Annotated in this window: 22 protein-coding genes; 6 read left to right on the forward strand and 16 right to left on the reverse strand. The window is 59.1% G+C overall.

The window, feature by feature from the left end:
• Nucleotides 1-48 precede the first annotated feature (48 nt).
• Genes E5Q11_RS07045 through bioB form a run of 6 tightly spaced genes read right to left on the reverse strand, consistent with a single transcriptional unit; the run spans nt 49 to nt 4,927 of the window.
• Complete coding sequence (locus tag E5Q11_RS07045; protein ID WP_135802706.1) at nt 49-294, reverse strand: flagellar biosynthesis protein FlgE; 246 nt, start codon at nt 292-294, stop codon at nt 49-51.
• A 50-nt stretch (nt 295-344) separates the two neighbouring features.
• Entirely contained in the window at nt 345-1,037 is a 693-nt protein-coding gene (gene bioD, locus E5Q11_RS07050) for a dethiobiotin synthase (RefSeq protein ID WP_135802707.1), read from the reverse strand.
• 29 nt (nt 1,038-1,066) lie between these two features.
• Nucleotides 1,067-1,900 carry a malonyl-ACP O-methyltransferase BioC gene (bioC, locus tag E5Q11_RS07055; protein ID WP_135802708.1) on the reverse strand — a complete coding sequence of 278 codons (834 nt, stop codon included), beginning with the start codon at nt 1,898-1,900 and terminating at the stop codon, nt 1,067-1,069.
• Nucleotides 1,897-2,649: an alpha/beta fold hydrolase gene (locus E5Q11_RS07060; protein ID WP_135802709.1), complete on the reverse strand. Its 753-nt coding sequence runs from the start codon at nt 2,647-2,649 to the stop codon at nt 1,897-1,899. Before E5Q11_RS07060 ends, bioC begins: the two co-directional genes overlap by 4 nt.
• Nucleotides 2,646-3,824, reverse strand: a complete 1,179-nt coding sequence (bioF, locus tag E5Q11_RS07065; RefSeq protein WP_135802710.1) for an 8-amino-7-oxononanoate synthase — start codon at nt 3,822-3,824, stop codon at nt 2,646-2,648. Before bioF ends, E5Q11_RS07060 begins: the two co-directional genes overlap by 4 nt.
• A gap of 26 nt (nt 3,825-3,850) precedes the next feature.
• Nucleotides 3,851-4,927: a biotin synthase BioB gene (gene bioB / locus E5Q11_RS07070; protein WP_135802711.1), complete on the reverse strand. Its 1,077-nt coding sequence runs from the start codon at nt 4,925-4,927 to the stop codon at nt 3,851-3,853.
• Nucleotides 4,928-5,084: 157 nt separating this feature from the next.
• Here bioB and E5Q11_RS07075 point away from each other — a divergent pair, with 157 nt between their 5' ends.
• The gene (locus E5Q11_RS07075; RefSeq protein WP_225314865.1) at nt 5,085-5,753 is read left to right on the forward strand and encodes a ComF family protein; all 669 of its coding nucleotides are present in this window, start codon (nt 5,085-5,087) and stop codon (nt 5,751-5,753) included.
• Nucleotides 5,754-5,760: 7 nt separating this feature from the next.
• On the opposite strand, the gene E5Q11_RS07080 is transcribed toward E5Q11_RS07075, so the two are convergent.
• Nucleotides 5,761-6,888, reverse strand: coding sequence for an NAD(P)/FAD-dependent oxidoreductase (locus E5Q11_RS07080; RefSeq protein WP_225314866.1), 1,128 nt, complete (start codon nt 6,886-6,888; stop codon nt 5,761-5,763).
• Between the two features lie 141 nt (nt 6,889-7,029).
• Here E5Q11_RS07080 and E5Q11_RS07085 point away from each other — a divergent pair, with 141 nt between their 5' ends.
• The 5 genes from E5Q11_RS07085 to cmoB are packed head-to-tail and all read left to right on the forward strand — an operon-like array spanning nt 7,030 to nt 10,635.
• The gene (locus tag E5Q11_RS07085; protein ID WP_135802713.1) at nt 7,030-7,452 is read left to right on the forward strand and encodes a hypothetical protein; all 423 of its coding nucleotides are present in this window, start codon (nt 7,030-7,032) and stop codon (nt 7,450-7,452) included.
• 8 nt (nt 7,453-7,460) lie between these two features.
• Entirely contained in the window at nt 7,461-8,462 is a 1,002-nt protein-coding gene (locus E5Q11_RS07090; RefSeq protein WP_135802714.1) for a serine/threonine protein kinase, read from the forward strand.
• A gap of 31 nt (nt 8,463-8,493) precedes the next feature.
• On the forward strand, nt 8,494-8,862 hold the full coding sequence (locus E5Q11_RS07095; protein ID WP_135802715.1) for a kinase: 369 nt from the start codon (nt 8,494-8,496) through the stop codon (nt 8,860-8,862).
• Nucleotides 8,863-8,867: 5 nt separating this feature from the next.
• Entirely contained in the window at nt 8,868-9,623 is a 756-nt protein-coding gene (gene cmoA / locus E5Q11_RS07100; protein ID WP_135802716.1) for a carboxy-S-adenosyl-L-methionine synthase CmoA, read from the forward strand.
• A 16-nt stretch (nt 9,624-9,639) separates the two neighbouring features.
• Nucleotides 9,640-10,635, forward strand: coding sequence for a tRNA 5-methoxyuridine(34)/uridine 5-oxyacetic acid(34) synthase CmoB (cmoB, locus tag E5Q11_RS07105; protein WP_135802717.1), 996 nt, complete (start codon nt 9,640-9,642; stop codon nt 10,633-10,635).
• A 6-nt stretch (nt 10,636-10,641) separates the two neighbouring features.
• On the opposite strand, the gene E5Q11_RS07110 is transcribed toward cmoB, so the two are convergent.
• From E5Q11_RS07110 to E5Q11_RS07150, 9 genes are all read right to left on the reverse strand, one after another.
• The gene (locus tag E5Q11_RS07110; protein ID WP_135802718.1) at nt 10,642-11,937 is read right to left on the reverse strand and encodes an adenylosuccinate synthase; all 1,296 of its coding nucleotides are present in this window, start codon (nt 11,935-11,937) and stop codon (nt 10,642-10,644) included.
• A gap of 27 nt (nt 11,938-11,964) precedes the next feature.
• The gene (locus tag E5Q11_RS07115) at nt 11,965-13,146 is read right to left on the reverse strand and encodes an ATP phosphoribosyltransferase regulatory subunit (protein WP_135802719.1); all 1,182 of its coding nucleotides are present in this window, start codon (nt 13,144-13,146) and stop codon (nt 11,965-11,967) included.
• A 147-nt stretch (nt 13,147-13,293) separates the two neighbouring features.
• Entirely contained in the window at nt 13,294-14,169 is an 876-nt protein-coding gene (gene hflC, locus E5Q11_RS07120) for a protease modulator HflC (RefSeq protein ID WP_135802720.1), read from the reverse strand.
• Between the two features lies 1 nt (nt 14,170).
• On the reverse strand, nt 14,171-15,361 hold the full coding sequence (gene hflK, locus E5Q11_RS07125; RefSeq protein WP_135802721.1) for an FtsH protease activity modulator HflK: 1,191 nt from the start codon (nt 15,359-15,361) through the stop codon (nt 14,171-14,173).
• A 124-nt stretch (nt 15,362-15,485) separates the two neighbouring features.
• Entirely contained in the window at nt 15,486-16,778 is a 1,293-nt protein-coding gene (hflX, locus tag E5Q11_RS07130) for a ribosome rescue GTPase HflX (RefSeq protein ID WP_135802722.1), read from the reverse strand.
• 17 nt (nt 16,779-16,795) lie between these two features.
• Nucleotides 16,796-17,044 carry an RNA chaperone Hfq gene (gene hfq / locus E5Q11_RS07135; protein ID WP_135802723.1) on the reverse strand — a complete coding sequence of 83 codons (249 nt, stop codon included), beginning with the start codon at nt 17,042-17,044 and terminating at the stop codon, nt 16,796-16,798.
• A gap of 37 nt (nt 17,045-17,081) precedes the next feature.
• Nucleotides 17,082-18,101: a tRNA (adenosine(37)-N6)-dimethylallyltransferase MiaA gene (miaA, locus tag E5Q11_RS07140; RefSeq protein WP_228260634.1), complete on the reverse strand. Its 1,020-nt coding sequence runs from the start codon at nt 18,099-18,101 to the stop codon at nt 17,082-17,084.
• Between the two features lie 10 nt (nt 18,102-18,111).
• The gene (gene mutL / locus E5Q11_RS07145; protein WP_135802725.1) at nt 18,112-20,025 is read right to left on the reverse strand and encodes a DNA mismatch repair endonuclease MutL; all 1,914 of its coding nucleotides are present in this window, start codon (nt 20,023-20,025) and stop codon (nt 18,112-18,114) included.
• A 19-nt stretch (nt 20,026-20,044) separates the two neighbouring features.
• Complete coding sequence (locus E5Q11_RS07150; protein WP_225314921.1) at nt 20,045-21,349, reverse strand: N-acetylmuramoyl-L-alanine amidase; 1,305 nt, start codon at nt 21,347-21,349, stop codon at nt 20,045-20,047.
• Between the last annotated feature and the right edge of the window lie 91 nt (nt 21,350-21,440).

The raw sequence follows: 21,440 nt of genomic DNA on the forward strand, positions 1-21,440 counted from the left end.
AGGAGGGGTTTGTCTTTGACAGGCAAACCGGTCGAGCCAGTCAGCGAATCAGGCGGTAATGTCCAGCAGGGTTCCAAGTGTTTCGTCCGCGGTTTTAATAATCTGGGCAGAGGCCTGAACACTGCGCTCATATAGTTTGAGATCAATGATTGGCTCGATAAGTCCGCCAGTGCTGGCTGCACTGCCCTGCGGGCCATCAACACCACCACGGGCGATCTTGCGGGCAGACATCTCCATGCCCTGAAGACCTTCCTGCACTCCCTGGATACCAATTCCGAGCGTGTTACTGATCATAACGACTCATTCCAAGACTAACGTCAGGATCAAGTAAGCCACAAAATTGTTCAATTTTCAAACAGAATGTCAATGCGAAGCCGTTCTGAAAGCGCCGCCGGGTCAGGTTGAGATTGCCAGGGCAATACCCCGAGGCAGTGCGCCCCGAGATGATTCTGAAGGTAACTCAGGGTTTCTTCCTCGCATTCCATCGGCCTGGCATCAGGCCGATTTGCAACCCAGCCTGCCAGGGTCAATCCATCCCGGCGGATCGCCTCGGCCGTCAGCAGCGCATGGTTGATACACCCCAGCCTGAGGGGAACCACCAGAATCACCGGCATCTGCAGCGAAACCGGCACCGCGGAGTAGGTCTCGCGGTCATTCAGGGGCACCCGCCAGCCGCCGGCACCCTCCACCAGCAACAGGTCCGCCGGGCGCATCTGCAATCCGCGGCAGAAGCCCACCAGCCTTTGCGCTGTTACCTGTCGTCCAGCCTGGGCTGCAGCAACATGGGGGGCGATAGCCGGTTCCAGGGCGATGGGATTGACCTGGTCGTAGGCGAGTGCCTCGGTCATGGCCTTCATCAGCGCAAGGGCATCTTCATTCCGTAGGCCGTCAGGCGTCGAATCGCAGCCGGAAGCGATGGGCTTCATGCCCAGGGTTTTCAGCCCCCTTGCCGATGCGGCCTCCAGAATCGCTGCAGACACTAGAGTCTTGCCGACGCCGGTATCGGTGCCGGTGACAAAAAAACTCTTCTTCGCCATTTATTTGCCTTTATTGATCAGCCTGGGAGTCAGGAAGTAATGGAATCAGGGAGACGACAGCTTAACCAGGCCGCCTCATAGGTCGCATGAATCTGGCCATCTCCGGAAACCGGATAATACCGGCACATGGCCCGCAGCCGGCCAGGCGCGGTCGCACTGGACCGGCGGGAAGCCCCCTTGAAACCGGCGCCAATGGCTTTCAGTTCCGCCAGCAGCGCCATGGGCGACGGATAATCAAGTCGCACGGTCTCACGGGTCAGCGTTGCACCGGGCAACTCGGCAGTAGCCCACTGCTGATAATCCTCTGCGGTATCAAAACGGTTCACGTGCTGGTGGTCCGGATCGGCCCGTCGCCAGGCCTCCCTGAGCTCGTCCAGGGTGCCGTCCAGCAGGGTCGAAATCATTAACTGCCCACCGGGGCGAAGCACGCGTCGGCACTCAGCCAGCACCCTGCGAGGGTTTTCCGCCCACTGGATCATCAGATTGCTGAAAATCAGATCCACGCTGTGATCCGCCAGTGGCAGCGCCTCAGCGTCGGCCGCCAGCCAGTTCAGCCCTGTTGAGCCGGCGGAACGGGCAAAGTGAATCATGCCCGGGGCAAGGTCTGCACCCAGGGTCTGCACGGCTTTTGAGCGGGCCGCGACCTCACCGGTAAACCAGCCGGTACCGCAGCCAAGATCCAGGGCTGTGGAGGGAGATTCGCCTTCAGCCGGAAGCACTTCAACCCGGTCGAGCATCACCTCGCCCATGTAACGCTGGAGCCTGGCTGCCGGGTTGTAGGTGCCGGATGCCGCGCCAAAATCCCGGGCGATAGAGGATTTGTCCGGCGCAGCCTGGGCTTCAAAATGTGCCGAACCCGTCATGTGACTGCCTCGCCAATGGCTGCAAAGTCCTTCAACCACCGGCCGCACTCAGCCGCTTTCAGCCCGACTGGCCAATGAGTCATATCGGGCATGACCTGAACTCTTGAAGAGTCGGGAACAGGCAGATGTTTCACCCAGGGCTGAACCAGTGCGTCGGCACCTGCCAGCAGATGCAAGGCAGGTACTTCAAGACGCTGCCAGAGCAGGCGCTGATCTTCATGGGCCAGCCAGGCCAGGCCGTTTTCCAGATTGTCACTCCTGGCCACTGGCCCCTGTTTGATCCACCGGCTGAGCTCTTTCCGGGCCTGGTTCGACTCTTCGCCAGGGCAACCATGGATCAGTAACTGCTGGAACCTGCGCCAGGTCCGGTTGGCGTCGGCCGCCAGGCCCATGCGAAAGGCTTCGAAGGTTTCCGCTGCCATTCCGTCAGTCCAGCCATCGCCCGCGACAAAACGTGGGAAACCCGCCAACGTAATGACCTTTTCAACTGGGGTTCCCGGGAGATTCGCTGCCGCCATAACAACCTGAGCACCCTGAGACCAGCCCAGCCATGCGGCGGGTTGGGAGTACTCGCTAACAAGTCCCAAAGCAACATCAGACAGGGTCTGATTCAAAGACAGCAATTCATCGCCCAGGGACACAAAGTGCACCCGGCCAGGCCACCGGGCCACGACCGCCTGCAGCATCCGGGCATCGACGCCCCAGCCGCCAATCACGACCAGAGACTGGGCATCCGAGAGCGCCGTCATACCGCCTGCTTTTCCCGGGCATCAAGTATTTGCCGGCACTCCGCAAGCCCGTTCAGCAATTGCCGCAGGTCAGCCTGGGTGTGAGCGGCACTGAGCGTCACCCGCAAGCGGGCTTCTCCCTCCGGTACGGTCGGCGGGCGAATGGCCGTCACCAGAAGGCCACGCTGCTCCAGCGCCTGGCTGAGCGCCAGTGCCGTCCAGTTGTCGCCGACCATGATCGGCTGAATCGGTGTGCGGGAGGGCATCAGTTCGTAACCAAGCTCGGATGCACCTTTACGGAAAGCAGCGATCAGGCCATCGAGATGATCCCGTCGGTGCTGCTCCCGCCGGATCAGGTCCAGGCTGGTACTGGTAGCTGAGGCAATGGCCGGTGGCATGGCTGTGGTGTATATGTAGGTACGCGCTTTCTGCACCAGGTAATCGATCAGCAACCGGGGTCCCGCCACGAACGCGCCGCTGGTGCCTACGGCCTTGCCAAGGGTGCCGATCAACACCGGCACATCGGTTTCTGAGAGTCCAAGCTCGGCGACACTGCCCCGCCCTTCCGGCCCCAACACACCGAGACCATGGGCGTCGTCCACAACCAGCAACGCATCGTAAACACGGCACAGCCTGGCAAGTTCCGCCAGCGGCGCCACGTCACCGTCCATGCTGAAGACACCGTCTGTCACCACCAGCTTGTGGCCGTCGGTGCTGCTCAGCAGTTCCTCAAGGGCTTTGACATCCCCGTGGGGATAGCGGCGCACGCGAGCGCGGCTGAGAATGCAGCCGTCGATGATGGAGGCGTGATTGAGACGGTCTGAAAAAATGGTGTCGCCGCGACCGGCCAGGGCAGATATCACACCCATATTGGCCATGTAGCCGGTGGAGAAAAACAGCGCGGCGCTGCGACCGGTAAACTCGGCCAACCGCTGCTCAAGCTGATGATGGGCATCGTGATGGCCGCAGATCAGATGGGACGCTGCGCCACCCACCCCGTTGGATGCCATGGACTCGGCGGCTGCCCGGGACAGCTCAGGACGGCTGGCCATCCCCAGATAATCGTTACTGCAGAAGGAAAGCAGCGCCCTACCGTCAGACACCAGGGCCGGCTGCTGGGGGCCGCTGATCTGGCGGCGGGTGCGGTATAAGCCCGCCTGTTTCCGGTGTTCCAGTTCCGCCGCGAAATCGCGCATGGCTGTCCTCTATAGACGCTATGAATCTATGCAGATTCGCGGGTGGCGTCGTAAAACAGATGACGGTTCTGCTCGTGCTCCACGGCTTCGACGATTGCAGCTTCTTCGGCCTCTTCCGGGTGAGCCTGCTCACGCTGCTCGGGGCGAATACCCAGGCGCTTGAACAGCGCCATATCCGCATCGGCGCCGGGATTGGCAGTGGTCAACAGTTTTTCACCGTAAAAAATGGAGTTGGCACCCGCCAGGAAACACAGGGACTGCATCTGCTCGTTCATGTCCTCACGGCCCGCAGACAGGCGTACGTGAGACGCAGGCATCATGATCCTCGCTACCGCGATAGTGCGAATAAAATCGAACGGATCCAGATCCTCAACGTCCTCCATCGGGGTACCCGGCACCTTTACCAGCATATTCACCGGCACACTCTCCGGCTGTTGTGGCAGGTTGGCCAACTGGACCAGCAGCCCGACCCGGTCGTCCGGATCCTCGCCCATACCAACAATCCCGCCGCAGCAGACTTTCATGCCAGCTTTGCGAACGTTATCAAGGGTATCCAGGCGGTCCTGATAGGTGCGGGTGGTGATGATGTGGCTGTAGTATTTTTCGGAGGTGTCGAGGTTGTGGTTGTAGTAGTCCAGGCCGGCGCTGGCCAGTTCATCCGCCTGTTCCTGCTTCAACATGCCCAGGGTCATGCAGGTCTCCAGGCCCAGGGATTTAACCTGGCGAACCATATCCACCACATAGCCCATGTCTTTTTTCGAGGGGCTGCGCCAGGCGGCGCCCATGCAGAATCGTGACGCGCCCTTGGCCTTGGCCGCCTTGGCCTCTTCAATGACCTTTTCAATTTCAAGCAGTTTTTCTTTTTCCAGGCCGGTGTTGTAATGACCGCTCTGGGGGCAGTACTTGCAGTCTTCCGGGCAGGCGCCGGTCTTGATGGACAGCAGGGTGCTCACCTGAACCTCGTTGGGGTCAAAGTTTTCCCGGTGAACGCTCTGGGCCCGAAACATCAGATCATTGAACGGCAGCTCGAACAGTTCGCGGGCTTCCTGCATGGTCCAGTCGTGGCGTGGTCCGGTGGAAAGCTTGGTTGAGGTGGCAGTCATGGTTGAGTCCTGTTAATTTTGCCCTGCTTACAGTCCTGCGTTGAGCATCGGGCTGGAAAGCGCCAATTGGCTATGGATAGCGAATGAACAAATGATAAAGGGACTGGACACGCTGTCAACCTTGTTAGCACTAAAGGTTAACGGCAAAGGAAGTTGCGTGGCCTGCCTGGAACCGGCGGCCAGCTTTGGATTGTGCACAGGGTGCCATGATGAACTGCCCTGGAACCGCTGGCAGTGCCGGCAGTGCCGGCAGTGTGGGTTACCGCTGGCTTTCCCCGACGAGGGGCTCAGCTGCGGCGAGTGTCTGCAGAACCCGCCGCCGTTTTCCCGGGTGATCGTTCCCTGGCATTATCGGTTTCCGGTTGACCGGATGATCCATCGGTACAAAGATTCCGGGCAAAGGGCCTTTGCCAAACCGCTCCTAAAAGGGCTGGAACGACATCTGTCCGAGCTTCTCACCCAGCAGCCGGACCAGAGGCCTGACCTGCTGGTTCCCACCCCCATGCACCCGGCCAGACGGCGGGCGCGGGGTTTCAATCAGGCCTCGGACATTGCCGAACACCTCAGCCGGGCGCTTGATCTGTCCTGGTCAGCGTGCATATCGACCCGCACCCGCCAAACCCGAACCCAGCGCGGCCTGGATCGCCATGCAAGGCTGAACAACCTTGCGGGCATCTTCCGAATCGTTAAAACGCCACCACCCAGGGTGGCGATTGTTGATGATGTGGTCACTACCGGCGCCACCGTCAGGCTTTTCACCAAAGCCCTGAAGCAGGCCGGCGCGCAGGAGGTTCAGGTCTGGGCTCTGGCCCGCACACCCGGCTGAGGTCCGGTCAGGGCTTCAGTATTCCAGCCACATGATCGGCAATAGCCAGTGAGGACGTCAGGCCAGGTGATTCAATGCCGAACAGGTGAACCACGCCCTCCAGGCCGTGGACATCGGGACCATCAATTCGAAAATCCGCGAACGACTGGTCAGGACCGTGAAGCTTGGGCCGCACGCCGGCATAGGCAGGCTGAAGCCTGTCCGGATCCAGTTCGGGCCACCATTTTCGGATGCTCTTTGCAAACGCCTTCGCCCTTTCAGGGTCAACCGAATAATCGGGAGCATCAATCCATTCCACATCAGGCCCGAACCGGGCCTGTCCCGCCATATCCAGGGTCAGATGAACGCCCAGCCCGCCCGGCTCGGGAACCGGGTAGATCAAGGATTTGAAAGGATGCTGCCCGCTATAGCTGAAATAGACGCCACGGGCAAAGCGCTGGGTGGGTAAGCTGTTAGCGGGCATTCCCTCCCAATTGCTGACCAGGGGCACGGCCCCCAGCCCGGCGCTGTTGACCACTTCCGTAGCCTTGAGCAAGCAGGGCTCTGCCCCACCCACTGTCAGCCCGTAACAACCATCAGAGTCATTCACAACCTGCTCGACCGGCGCCTGACATATCAGTTGTCCTCCGGCACTCTCCAGTTCCCCCAGCAGTGACAACATCAGTGCGTGACTGTCGACAATCCCGGTTTCAGGGGAATGCAGCGCAGCGTCAGCAACCACCTGAGGAAGCTGTTTCAATAATGACCGCCCCCCCAGAAGATCCAGCTCCACGCCGTTTTTCCGGGCCTGATCCTGAATCTGGGTCAGGCGCTCCACCTCACCTCCCTGCGCGACAATCCATTTGCCACATTTTCGAAACGGCAGATGACGGGTTTCACAGTATTCGTAAAGCGCCCGTCGCCCCTGAACGCATAAAGTCGCCTTCAACGAGCCCTCGGGATAATAGAGCCCGCCATGCACCACCTCGGAGTTCCGGGAGGACAGACCTTCACCGAACCGCGGGCCGGCTTCCAGCACCAGAACTTCCCGGCCCTCATGAGCAAGCTTGCGCGCGATAGCCAGCCCCACCACACCAGCGCCGATCACCACTGTCTGAACGTGAAAAGTTTCGGAGTTCGCGTCAGAATTCATCATAGCCAGTGCCTGCAAGCCTGTTGGTCCGGAATTCAAGTATCGCAAAAGCGTTCATGCCTGAAAAACACTCAATCACATTCCGGAGAGCCGCCCAAAACCGTTATACTCCGCGATCAGGAAAGTGCTGGGAGCCGTGAAACAATGTCTGACAGGAAGCAGTTCATCATCGTTATGCTGGTCGCCGCGCTATTTGTAGGCTGGCTCGGATGGCGCGGATTTGAGGTGATCAGCCTCAATCATGCCCTCAAGGCAGACGACATTGTCGCAAATTATCCCTACCAGCACCGGGTTGTCCGGGTTGAAGGGAACACCGCCATTATGACATCCCTGCGCTCACTGGAAACCCCAACCCGGGATGCCCTGAACGCCATATTCCCCAGCATGCGAAATCTGGCCGACACCAGCCGCGAGTGGCAACAGGCCGAGCGGGAACTGGCCCAGGTTCAGGCCCGGGCCGGCGACATCATCCTCAGTCAGGACAGTATTGACCGTATTCGCTGGGAACTGGACGAGAACTGGTACCATCTCAGTAACATGCAAGCCCGACAGACGGCAAGGCGCTAAACCCGTTTATGACCCACACCAGTAGCCATCCTTACGACGCCCTGAAACCGGACACCATTCTGGACGGCATGGAAGACGCTGGATTTGTGGTAAACGGGCGGCTGTTTGCCTTGAATAGCTATGAAAACCGCGTTTATCAGATTGGCCTGGAAGACAAGCCCCCCGTCATCACCAAATTTTACCGCCCCGGCCGCTGGAGCGAAGCCCAGATTCGCGAAGAACACGAATTTACCCTCCAGCTTCTGAACGCTGACATTCCGGTGGTGGCGCCCATGGCGCTGCCCACTGGCGACACTCTCGGGCGCACTGGCGATTTCCTGTTCGCGGTTTTTCCCCAGCGTGGCGGGCAGGCGCCGGACACCAGCGTGACGGATACCCTCTTCAGGCTCGGCCAATGGCTGGGGCAGCTTCACAATCACGGTGACACGGCCCGCTTTATTGAACGCCCAACACTCGACCTGATCAACGGCATGACCGCCAACACCGAATTTCTGGTTCGTGAAAACTGGGTCCCTGACGATCTTCGGCCGGCCTGGGATTCTCTGGTTCCGGACCTGATCGAACACTGCAAGCGACGCATGGAAGACGCGGGCGACGTGCACCAGTTGCGGATCCATGGCGACTGCCATGCCGGCAACATCCTCTGTCGCGATGAGCAGATGCTGTTTGTGGACCTGGACGATTGCCGCACGGGGCCCGCGATTCAGGATCTCTGGCTTCTGCTCAACGGCGATGATCTCGAGCGGGGCCGGCAGTTCGGCGAGCTTCTGGAAGGCTATGAGATGTTCCGCGACTTCAACCGGCGCGAAAGACACCTGATTGAACCCCTGCGTTGCTATCGCCAGATTGCCCACTGCGCCTGGCTGGCAAAACGCTGGAATGACCCGGCCTTTCCCCGGTTTTTCCCGTGGTTCGCCCAGCCACGATTCTGGTCAGACCAGATACTGTCACTCAGGGAGCAGCTTGCCGCCCTGCAGAGCCCGTCCATCAGTATACCGGGCCAGTTCTGACCGACAGCAACCCCAACTCTCGGAGACCACTGTGAGCCAGACCGAAGCCAGATTTACCATCCGCAGCCTGATCCTGACCGCCATTGCCACCCTCATTGCCACGGTCGTAGCCCTGGAAATCAGCGGTAAGATCGACCATTCCGACAACAAGGACCATGTGCCAGTTGGCGAGTTTGAAGCCATACATCTGCAACCCGGCGAACCCTTCCGGATGTCGCCTAAATCCTCCGAGCTCCACGCCGTCTGTGAACAGGGATATCTGGCCATTGCTGCGGATGTGGACCCCTCTTTCAGGGGCGTACTGGTGGATTACAAAAACCGGGGCGTCCGTTGCAGCCGGGGCCCCGCCCCTGTTCATGACCGCCCGGTGAATGAAGGCACTGGCCAGAAAGAGGAATAAGGCAGATGCCCAGAAGCACACACAAGCCGGACCAGTCGCAGGACAGGCTATTCGCCAGTGAACAGGCGTCCGCTGATTTCCGCTTCGACGCGGCGGTCGCGCGGGTTTTCCCGGATATGATCCGCCGCTCTGTGCCCGGCTATACCACCATCATTCCGATGATCGAGGTCATCACCGACCAGTACGCCCAGCCTGGCAGCCACTGTTATGATTTGGGCTGCTCCCTGGGCGCGTCCACTCTGGCTATGCGCCACGGCATCGCTGACAGGCACTGCACGCTCGTAGGTGTTGATAATTCGCCGGACATGATTGAGCGGGCCGAGCATTACATTGCCCTGGATGATCACCCTCTGCCCGTCTCGCTGCGCTGTGAAGATATTTTGCAGACTGACTTACAAACGGCTTCGGTCACCACCCTCAACTTCACCTTGCAATTCGTGCCACCCAGGCATCGAAATGCCCTTCTGGAACGCATTGCCAGCGCCACCCTACCCGGCGGCGTACTGATTCTCTCTGAAAAAATCCGCTTCGAATCGGACTCGGAGCAGGAAACCCAGACGCGGTTGCACCACGAATTCAAGCGGGCCAACGGCTATTCCGATCTGGAAATCAGCCAGAAACGCTCGGCGCTGGAGCGTGTACTATTGCCGGAAACTCTGGCAGAACATCAGCAGCGGCTGGAGAAGTGCGGCTTTTCAGAGGTGATGGTGTGGTACCAGTGCTTCAATTTTGTTTCCATGCTGGCCATCAAATCGTCCTGACGGAACTTTCACGCCCATGACCCGCTTCAACTGGCAAACCTGTTATGCCCCGCTGTTCGATGAATTGACCAATAGTGGCCGGCAACACTGGCGCGAGCTGCTCGAAACCCAGCTTCACAAACGCTTTGACCAGAACCCCCACGGTGACATAAGCCGCTGGCTGTCAGCGCTGGACACCCTGCCCGCTATCGATGCTGTTCGCCCTGAGCTCAACCAGTCAGCGGTTGGGCTGTACAGCGAAAAAATGCTGCCGGATGAAGCCAGACAACAGCTGGAGTCCGGCCTGCGAGGGCTGATGCCCTGGCGCAAGGGCCCCTTCGACTTTTTCGATACCCGCATTGATACCGAGTGGCGCTCTGACTGGAAATGGGACCGGGTGCTGCCCCACCTGTCGGACCTGTCCGGGCGCCAGATTCTGGATGTGGGCTGTGGTTCGGGCTACCACCTATGGCGAATGCTTGGGGAAGGTGCCGGCCGGGTCATTGGCGTGGATCCGGGATTACTGTTCCTGTTCCAGTTTCTCGCGGTCAAAGGCTACGTTTCACCAGCACTACGGGCGGACCTGCTGCCGATCAAGCTGGAAGACCTGCCCCCCAGGCTGGAATCTTTCGACACCACCTTTTCCATGGGTGTGCTCTACCATCGCAGGTCTCCTCTGGACCATCTTCTGGAACTGAAAGACACCCTGAAGCCCGGTGGCGAACTGGTGCTGGAAACCCTGGTTGTGGAAGGCCCGGAAGGCTACAGCCTGATGCCGGAAGACCGCTATGGCCAAATGAGAAACGTCTGGTTTCTACCCAGTTGCGACACGCTGTTGCTCTGGTTGAGACGGACGGGGTTCGTTAACGGACGTGTGGTCGACGTCAGCGTGACGACCACTGATGAACAGCGCCAGACCGAGTGGATGCGGTTTAACTCTCTCGCGGATTTTCTGGACCCGGACGACCCGGGGAAAACCATCGAGGGTTATCCCGGGCCGAAGCGGGCGACACTGATTGCGGGCAAGCCCTGACGGGCGTTATTCCCCGAACGGGTGCCGCAGGATCACGGTTTCGACCCGGTCCGGGCCAGTGGAAATAATGTCGATCGGTGCTTCGATCTGCTCCTCCAGGAAACGGATATAGGACCTGGCGTTTTCCGGTAGTTGCTCCAGCGTCGTCAGACCGACCGTGCTCTCCTGCCAGCCCGGCAGATCGACGAACACCGGCTCGATGTCCTTGTAGGTGTCACAGCCAATTGGCGGGCGAGTAATCTCCCCGTTCGGAGTCTTGTAACCAATACATACCTTGACGGTATCCATACCATCCAGAACGTCCAGCTTGGTCAGACAGATGCCAGACACGCTGTTGATCTGTATGGCGTGACGCAGGGCAACCGCGTCAAACCAGCCGCAGCGGCGGGAGCGCCCGGTGGTGGTGCCCACTTCATTACCTTTCACCGCCAGATGCTTGCCCATGTCGTCAAACAGCTCGGTGGGGAAAGGGCCGGAACCCACACGGGTGGTGTAGGCCTTGGTAATACCCAGAACGTAATCGAGAAACAGTGGGCCAAAACCAGTACCGGTCGCGGTACCACCAGCAGTGGTATTGGACGAGGTCACATAGGGATAGGTTCCAAGATCGATATCCAGCAGTGACCCCTGGGCGCCCTCAAACAGAATGTGTTCACCACGCTTGCGCAGATCATGCAGAATATCGGTAACGTCAGCGGCCATGGGCAGAATTTCCTCGCCCATGGTCATCAGCTCGGAGAACGCCTGATCGATATCTTCCGGCTCTTCGTGGAAATATTCGGTGAGCACGAAATTGTGATAGCTCATGATCTCGAGCAGTTTTTCCTTGAAGCTCTGGGGGTTGAGAAGATCCCCCAGACGAACGCCACGGCGGCTGACCTTGTCTTCATAGGCGGGGCCGATACCGCGGCCGGTGGTGCCGATCTTGTCAACGCCACGGGCGCGCTCTCTGGCCTGGTCGATGCGAACGTGGGTTTTCAGGATAACCGGGCAGGCCAGACTGATTTTCAGACGTTCGCGCACAGCCACACCGTTGGCTTCCAGCTCGCGGACTTCCTTCAGCAAGGCCTCCGGGGAGAGAACCACACCGTTACCGATCAGGCACAGGACCTCTTTGCGCAAAATGCCTGACGGAATCAGATGCAGGGCCGTTTTCTTGCCCTCGATGACCAATGTATGCCCCGCGTTATGACCACCCTGAAACCGGACGACGGCTGAAACCTTGTCGGTCAGAAGGTCGACGATTTTGCCTTTGCCTTCGTCACCCCATTGGGTGCCCAGTACTACAACGTTCTTACCCATGATTCTCTCTCGATTCGTCCAGCTCAGTTAGTCCAGGTGGTCCACGACCCACTGGCCGTCCTTCTTTACAAGTATGCGGTCGCATCCGCGGGCCCGGGGGTCGGTATCTTTGTCCTCCGGTAGGGCGCGAATCACGGTTTCGGTCAGGCGCAGCCCTGCGATGACACCATCCAGGGCGTCATCGTCTTCTGCCGGCGCCCAGATCAGGCCGCTGGCATGACTGGCACGATGACCCAGAGAGGCCAGCGACCGAATGTCTAGACTGAAACCGGTTGCCGGGCGAGCCCGGCCAAAATCACTGCCGATGGCATCGTAACGGCCACCCTTGCCCACGGCATCGCCGTGGCCCGGCACATAAGCGGCAAAAACCAGCCCGGTATGATAGTTGTAACCACGCAATTCGCAGAAATCGAAGCCGAAACTGACTTCCGGAAAATCCCGGCTCAGCATGTCAGCAACCCGCTCCAGTTGCCCCAGCGCATGCTGCAGGGGTTCGGGAGCGCCGGCAAGAATCTGTTTTGCTTCAGCGAGCGCTTCGACGCCGCCACTGACACGGGCCAGTTTTCTCAGCATTTCACCGGCCGACCCTGCGGGACAGTCACCCAACCAGGCGTCCAGCTCGGGCACGGACTTGCGACCCATGGCATCGAAAATCGCTTCGCCTGCGACCCGGTCGAATCCCGCTTCGCTGACCAGGTTCTCGTAAATGGCGACATGGGCCAGATCCAGATGTACCCGGGGAAGACCGGAAACCCTCAGGGTTTCCAGCATCAGGCTGATCACTTCCATATCCGCCGTTTCAGAGCTGCTGCCAAACAGTTCGCAGCCCGCCTGGATGGGCGTACGCCCGGTCAGCATATGCCGGGGACGGGTATGCAATACATGCCCGGCATAGCAGAGACGGGTAATGCCCTTCTGGCCAAGGGTGTGGGCGTCAATACGGGCAGCCTGGGGTGTCATATCGGCCCGCAGCCCCATCATACGACCCGTCAGCTGGTCGGTCAGCTTGAAGGTCTGTAGCTCCAGATCGTGACCAGTGCCGGTGAACAGGGATTCCAGGTATTCGATCAACGGCGGGATAACCAGCTGATAACCCCAGCGCTGGCAGGTATCCATTACTTCCCGGCGCAGGGATTCGATCTGTCCGGCCAGTGGCGGAAGAATATCCTCGACGCCATCCGGCAATAGCCAGCGATCAGATACGGTCATGAGATTCGGTTGTCCGTTCACAGGAATTAGGGCGATGCCCGGAATCAATAAAAGCCGGGCCAAAACCGGCGAGATTTTACACTGTTGGCAGGCACAAAAAAACCGGAATGCCTGAGCATTCCGGTTTTCGTCTTTCTGACTCTGGTATCAGCGGCTGCCCATGGGGTCCTGCAGATACTTGAGGAAGTCGCTCTCGGTGTCGATCACCATGATATCGCCCTTGTCAGCAAAGGTGCTCTGATAAGCTTCCAGGCTGCGATAGAACGAATAGAACTCACTGTTCGAGCCATATGCATCAGCGTAGATCTGCGCCGCTTCCGCATCACCCTCACCGCGGACCTCTTCCGCTTTGGAGAAGGCCTCTGCCAGGATCACCGTACGCTGACGGTCTGCGTCAGCCCTGATGCCTTCACCCAGCTCGTTACCCCGGGACCGGAATTCCTGTGCCAGCGCCTGACGCTCGGCCGCCATGCGACGGTAAACGTTCTGGCTGACTTCCCCGGGAAATTCGATAGCCTTGACCCGAATATCGACAACCTGAATGCCGAATTCCTTTTGTGCAGTCTCGTTGACCCGTGTGGTCAGGGTGGTCATCAGCTCATCCCGCTGACCGGATACAACCTCGACCATGGTGCGCACACCGAATTCGTCTCGCAGACCGTTATCAACTCGGGACATCAACAAAGACGACGCGCGATATTCATCGCCACCGGTGGCCCGGTAGAACTGATCCACGTCCTGGATTTTCCAGGCAATGTAGGAATCCACGTCCAGCGGCTTTTTCTCGATGGTCAGGTACTGACGGGACGGCAGGTCCGTGGTCAACAGCCGGACATCGAACTCACGAACCCGGTCAATCACCGGCACCTTGAAGTGAATACCAGCCTGGATGTCAGTCTCGATCAGCTCGCCGAAGCGCAAAAGCACGCCCCGATGGGTTTCCGGGATGATATAGACGCTGGACAAAACCACCAGCACGACGATGAGGGCGCCCGCAAGGCCCACTACACCTTTAGCTCCCATATTAACGGCTCCTCCGCACGCCTGAATCCTGACGGCTCTGCAGCTCCTGCATTACCTGGTCAGACAGCGCCTTGATGTCTGTTTGGTTGCTGCCTGAGCTACCGTTGTTTCCGCTCTGCCCGCTGGCACCGGCACGATTCGTCAGCCCGTCAAGCGGCAGGTACATGATGTTGTCGTCACCCTCGGTGGCCACCATGACTTTGCTGGTGTTGCTCAGCACGGTTTCCAGTGCCTGTATGTACATACGTTCACGGGTCACTTCAGGCGCCCGGTCGTAAACATCCAGAACGGCGAGGAAACGGGCGGTCTCACCGCGGGCCCGCTCAACAACCTGCTGGCGGTAAGCGGCAGCTTCTTCCGTCAGACGCTGGGCACGGCCCCGCGCTTCCGGAACCACCTTATTGCGATAGCGCTCCGCTTCTTCCTTGACCTGCTGCTCGTCCTCACGGGCTCGCTGCACTTCACGGAAGGCATCCTGAACCGGCTCTGGCGGCTGGGTGCTCTCAACGTTGACCCGGACAATGCCAAGACCGGTGCTGTACTCCCGCAGGAAGGTCTGAAGCCTTTCCTCAATCCGGACCGCCAGTTCCGCACGACCCTCTGTGAGAACGCCATCCAGGGTCGAACTGCCAACCTCATGACGCAGGGCACTGTCTGTGGCGAAGGCCAGGGCCTGGTTGGAGTCCCGGACGTTCAGCACATAGTCACGGGCATTGTTGACACGGTACTGTACCTGCAGGTCCACCGACACCAGGTTTTCATCCTGGGTCAGCATCTGCCCCGAGGACTCGGCTGTGCGCACGTTGGTCACCCGCACCAGAGCCACACTGTCGATCAGCGGTACCTTGAAACGCAGGCCGGGTTCTTCGATACGACTGAACTCACCGAAACGCAGCACCACTGCCCGCTCCTGTTCGTCCACCGTGTAGAAGGACTGGAAAATCACGTAACCGACGAAAACAATCGCGGCAATGGCCAGCACGGCGCCGAAGCCGCCACTGCTGCCACCGGACGATGACCCGTTGCCACCGGATTTATTGCCTTTGCCACCCAGAAGCTTGTTCAGTTTATCGAGGCCTTTCTTCAGCGCCTCGTCCAGGTCAGGCGGCCCCTGATCATTACCACCGCGACGACCGCCGGTTCCCCAGGGATCGTTATCGTTGCGGTTTCCACCCGGTTCATTCCAGGCCATAGTGTTCTCCGTTCCAGACTGTTCGAATGGCTGCAAATACTAGGGATTTATAAGCGCCCCGGCAATAGCACAGCCTGCCTAACTGTTAATGGGACCTTCCGGCCAGTTCGCCATCAGGCCAACTCTACATCTGCTCAAGCATCACATCGTGTTCTTTCATGTCGGCGCGGCTCAGGAGTTGCAGCCAGTCCCGCTGCTGGAGCCTTACCTCAAGTACGGAATCACCGTTATCCCTGTGGGTTTCCTCAATTACCGAGCCCGCCTCGTGCAAAAGCGCGCGCAGCTTGCCGTCGACCGGACCCAACCGGACGAAATGATGTACCACGTCCTCGGCCAGTCGCTCTACCAGGGCGTCAAACAGCTCCTGCATACCCTGCCCCGAGACAGCGGAGACCCAGACACGAACCGGCACGCCTTCTTCATTACGTTCAATACGTGGTGAAAAGTTCTCTAACAGGTCAATTTTGTTAAAAACCTGAAGCATTGGAATCTCATCAGCACCAATTTCCGCCAGCACGTTTTCCACCTGCTCGATGTTGTCGTCGCGCCGATCATCGTGACAATCAACGATATGAAGCAGGATGGATGCCTGGGTGGTTTCTTCGAGAGTCGCTCTGAAGGCTTCCACAAGTTTATGCGGCAAATGGCGGATAAAACCCACGGTGTCCGCCATAACGACAGGACCAATGTCCGGAAGTTCCAGGCGGCGCAGTGTTGGATCAAGAGTCGCAAACAGCTGATCGGCTGCGTAGACGGTAGAGGTTGTCAGCCGATTGAACAGGGTCGACTTTCCGGCGTTGGTGTAGCCAACCAGAGAAACGGTCGGAATATCTGCGCGGGTTCTCGCACGACGGCCCTGGTTGCGCTGCCGACGAACTTTCTCCAGGCGCTTGTGAATCGACTTGATGCGTTCCCGCAGCAGCCGCCGGTCAGTTTCCAGCTGGGTTTCACCGGGACCGCGCAGGCCGATGCCGCCCTTCTGGCGTTCAAGGTGCGTCCAGCCGCGGATCAGGCGGGTCGACATGTGCTCGAGTTGGGCGAGCTCAACCTGAAGCTTACCTTCGTGGGTACGCGCACGTTGGGCAAAAATATCCAGAATGACACCGGTGCGATCGAGAACCCGACACTGGATCTCGCGTTCAATGTTGCGCTCCTGACTGGGGCTGAGCGAATGATTGAACAGCACGATATCGGCGTTGTTGGCGCTGACCGCGTCCCGGATTTCTTCAAGTTTGCCCGTACCCACAAACAACCGGGAACTGGGCTGTTTGCGGGTTCCGGTTACCACACCGACGGGCTCAACGCCTGCGGACCATGTCAGTTCGCGGAACTCGTCCAGATCTTCTACATCGTAATAGGCAGAAAAATCAATGTGAACGATGATCGCTCGTTCACCAACATCGGGGCGTTCAAACAAGTAGAGTCAACTCCAGATCAGTCTTCGGATTCTTCGCCACCGGGTGCCTGGGGCGGAATACGAACATTGCGCGCCGGCACGACCGTCGAAATCGCATGTTTATAGACCATCTGGCTTACGGTGTTCTTGAGCAAAATGACAAACTGGTCGAAAGATTCGATCTGGCCCTGCAGCTTGATACCGTTCACCAGAAAGATAGAAACCGGAATGCGTTCCTTGCGTAAAGCATTGAGGTAAGGGTCTTGTAAAGACTGCCCTTTTGACATGTTTATTCTCCTGTTTATGATAAGTGCAGATCGTCTTTTATGATTTCAATTTGGTGCGAGATCCGATTATTTTCAAGGTCAGATCAACCTTTTGCGGATCATCGCTGTCCAGCCAGTCCAAATCGGACCATTTGCGCAGCCAAGTCAGCTGCCTTTTCGCAAGTTGCCGGGTCGCAGCAATGCCTTTGGCGACCATTTCCTGTTCACCATACTCGCCGGCCAGATGTTCCCAGGCCTGGCGGTATCCAACGCATCGCATGGACGGCAGATCAGGATCGAGATCTCCTCTGGCCATCAGTGACCGGACTTCATCCAGAAAACCAGTTTCCAGCATCTGGTGGAAACGCCGGGCAATTCTTTCATGAAGCACAGATCGTTCAGACGGCGCTATCGCAAGCTGCGTTACAGTATACGGAAGAGTCGGCGATTCGTCTGCCTGCCAGCGAGTGAAATAGGTGTAATCCTCAACCCTTTCAACTGAATCCCGTTCTGGCGGGTGTTTACCCGTCTGCTCCCACAGCACCGAGATGGGTTTACCGGTCAGCCGGATGACCTCAATCGCGCGCATCAGGCGCTGCCGGTTGTTGGGATGGATCAGTCTGGCCGCCACCGGGTCCTTATGTGCAAGTTCGGCGTAGAGCGATGGCCAGCCCTGCGCCTCTGCCTGGTTCTCAATATCACGCCGCAGCGATGGACTGGCTGAAGGCAGCGCCGACAGGCCCTGCAGCAGCGCTTTGAAGTACATCATGGTACCGCCCACCAACAGGGGAATTCGGTCTCGCGCGCTGATGACGGCCATTTCAGCCAGGGCATCACGCCGGAAGTCCGCCGCCGAGTAGGTATCGGCCGGGTCGCAGATATCAATCAGCCGGTGGGGTGCAGCGGCAAGCTCTGCCGGTGACGGTTTCGCGGTACCTATGTCCATACCCCGGTAAATCATCGCGGAATCCACGCTGATGATATCGCAGGGCAACCGTCTGCATAGCTCAATCGCAAGGTCGGTTTTACCGGAGGCGGTAGGGCCCATCAGAAAAATGGCCGGGGGGAGAGACGCCACCATGACGGGTTCAGCGGCCTCTGAGAAACAGCTTGTCGAGCTCGGCCAGGGTCATCACCGTCCAGGTCGGACGGCCATGATTGCACTGACCGCTTCGCTCTGTCGCCTCCATATCCCGCAGCAGGGTATTCATTTCCGGAATGGTAAGCTGCCGGTTGGCCCGCACCGAACCATGGCAGGCCATGGTGCCCAGCAGTTCATGGGTGACAGCTTCAACCCGGTCGCTCTCGCCGTTCTCAATCAGGTCCGAGAGCACGTCCCTGACCAGCTGTTCCGTGTCAGCGCCCCGCAGCAGCGAAGGTACCTGGCGAATGGCGAGGGTTTCCGGACCGATTCGCTCAACGCCCAGGCCAAGCTGAAGCAGTTCTGCGCCATGGGTTTCAGCCAGGGCCGCCTCTTTCTGGCTGACCGCAAGGGAGACCGGCACCAGCAAGGGCTGGCTTTTCAGGTCCTGCGCTTCCAGCGCACGCTTCATACGCTCATAGGTGATACGTTCATGGGCGGCGTGCATATCCACCACAATCAGGCCCTGGTGGCTCTGGGCAAGAATGTAGATGCCGTGCAACTGGGCGATGGCGTAACCCAGAGGCGGGCTGTCGCCCTGATCGACCGGTGGGGTGACGGCCATCGCCGACCGATCGCCCGAGGGCATGGCGCCTACACCGGAACCAGAAGATTCGACTCCTCCGCCCTGGTTCAGCGACTGATAAAACGCCATTTGGTCCCTGGCCTGCCATTCCTGCTGAAAAGGTCGCTGCCCTTGGCCGCCAGAGTGTCCGTTTGCGGGATAGGGGTTCTGCCCTGTCTCAAAACCCGCCGGTTGGGCGTCGGTCATCGGAACCTGCACACCGAACGCCTGGGCATGGGCCGAGGGGTGCCGACCTTCGGACTGCGCCACCGCACCGCGGAGATGATCGTCCGGGCGAACATCTGCCAACGCCTTGTGCAGCGTACGAAAAATAAAGTCATGAACCAGCCGGCCGTCGCGGAACCGCACCTCGTGCTTGGTGGGGTGGACGTTCACATCAACCGAGGCCGGATCCACTTCCAGATAGAGCACGAACGCCGGGTGACGATTGTTATAGAGCACATCCCGGTAGGCCTGGCGCACCGCGTGGGCCACCAGCCGATCACGGATCACCCGGCCATTGACAAAGAAGTACTGCAGATCGGCCTGACTGCGGGAAAACGTCGGCAGCGCAACCCAGCCCCAGAGCCTAAGCCCGGTAGCTTCGGTGTCTATCACCACCGCGTTATCAATGAACTGCTGGCCGCAGAGCGAGCCAATGCGGCGCTCCCGGTCCAGCGGGTTTTCTGCAGGCCGCAGGCTCTGGATCACCCGTTGGTTATGCCGCAGGGTAAAGCCGGTATCGAAACGGCTGAGCGCCTGGCGCCGAACGCACTCTTCAACGTGATTGAACTCGGTTTTTTCAGTGCGCAGGAATTTACGGCGGGCGGGCGTGTTGAAAAACAGGTCCCTGACTTCAACGGTGGTGCCCACAGGATGAGCGGCTGGCGCAATGGTGGCAGCCATATCCCGGCCTTCCACCTCAACCTTTGCCGCTGCTTCCTGATCTACAGTGCGGGATGTCAGGGCCAGCCGTGATACCGATGAGATACTGGCAAGGGCTTCGCCCCGGAAACCCAGGGAGGCGACTGCCTCCAGGTCGTCCAGGTCAGCAATCTTGCTGGTGGCATGGCGGCTGAGCGCCAGTGGCAGGTCACTTTCGCCAATACCGCTGCCGTCGTCCCGCACCCGGATCAGCTTGACGCCGCCCTGTTCGATATCGATATCGACCCGACGGGCCCCGGCGTCCAGGGCATTTTCAATCAGTTCTTTCGCAACGGAGGCCGGGCGCTCGACCACCTCGCCAGCAGCAATCTGGTTTGCCAGGCGTGGTGTCAGCAATCGGATGGCGGGCATTGACAGAACAACCTCGTTATCAGGAAGCGGGAATGCGGATCGTCTGGCCTACCATAACACGGTCATTGTTCAGTCCGTTATACTGCATCAACTCGCTGACGGTGGTCTGCATCCTGCGGGCAACGCCAGACAGGGTGTCGCCACGCTGGATCCGATACTGACTTGCCTGACTGGTCACGTTGCCGTTGTGCTTCTGCCAGGCCAGCAGAGTGCCGGGTGGTGGTGTTTTAGTAAAGTAGTCATCGATACCCCGGAACACCGCTTCGGACAACTTGCGGCGATAGGCCGCACTGCCCAGATTCTTTTCTTCGGTCGGGTTGGAAATAAATCCCGCCTCAACAAGGACTGATGGAATATCCGGCGACTTGAGAACCGCGAAAGCCGCCTGCTCAACACCGCTCTTGTGGAGCTTGGCCACGCCACCGAGCTGCTCCAGGATCGTGCTGCCAACACCGAGACTGGAATTGATGCTGGCGGTCATCGACAGGTCCAGCAGCACCCCCGCCAGCATGTCATCGCGGCCTTCCAGCGACACCCCGCCGGCACCACCGATCAGATCAGACCGGTTCTCGGACTTTGCCAGCCAACGGGCGGTTTCACTGGTCGCACCACGCTGGGACAGGGCAAACACCGACGCACCCCTGGGCTGGGGGGTGCGGAAGGCGTCCGCGTGTACTGACACGAAAAGGTCAGCGTTGTGCTTGCGGGCCAGTATCGTCCGGCTCCGAAGATCAATGTAGTAGTCACCGGTGCGGGTCAGCCGGGCTGTATAGCCTGGTTTCTGCTCAATCATGTCTGCCAGGGTGCGGGCCATACTCAGCACCACGTCTTTCTCGCGGGTACCGCGGGGGCCGATGGCACCCGGGTCTTCACCACCGTGGCCAGCATCGATAACCACCACGATATCCCGCTTGCCGTTGGCGCTGGCGGTAACCGTTGGCTGGGCTTCCTGGCGCGCTTTGCGGGCGCCTTCTTCGATCAGATCAACCACCAGCCGGTGGCCGTATTGCTGATTCGGTTCCAGCTGAAAACTTCTGGGCTTGATATCGCTCTTGAGGTCCAGAACGACCCTAAGATCAGTGCCATTTCTGGGGGCACTGCGAATACGGCGGATCGGGCTGCCGCTCAGGTCCAGGGAATCAAAGTTCGCCTTGAGGCTGCTGTTCTTGAGATCAATAACCAGACGGGATGGGCCAGACAGGGAAAACACATTGTGCTCAATGGCATCGCCCACATCCAGAACCAGCCTGGTATGATCCGGTGCCGGCCAGATTCTGACGCTTTCCACATTGACCCCGGCATTCAGGGGCAGCGCCGCGACCATCAGCAGCGCCGCACCTGCCCTGCGCAACCAGCAGAGCCCGGTTTTCATGCTGTAAATCTGCCTTGTCTGCATTGGAATAGCCTTCTCTGAT

Origin of the sequence: Marinobacter confluentis, assembly GCF_004785685.1 — a bacterium.
Lineage (GTDB): Bacteria > Pseudomonadota > Gammaproteobacteria > Pseudomonadales > Oleiphilaceae > Marinobacter > Marinobacter confluentis.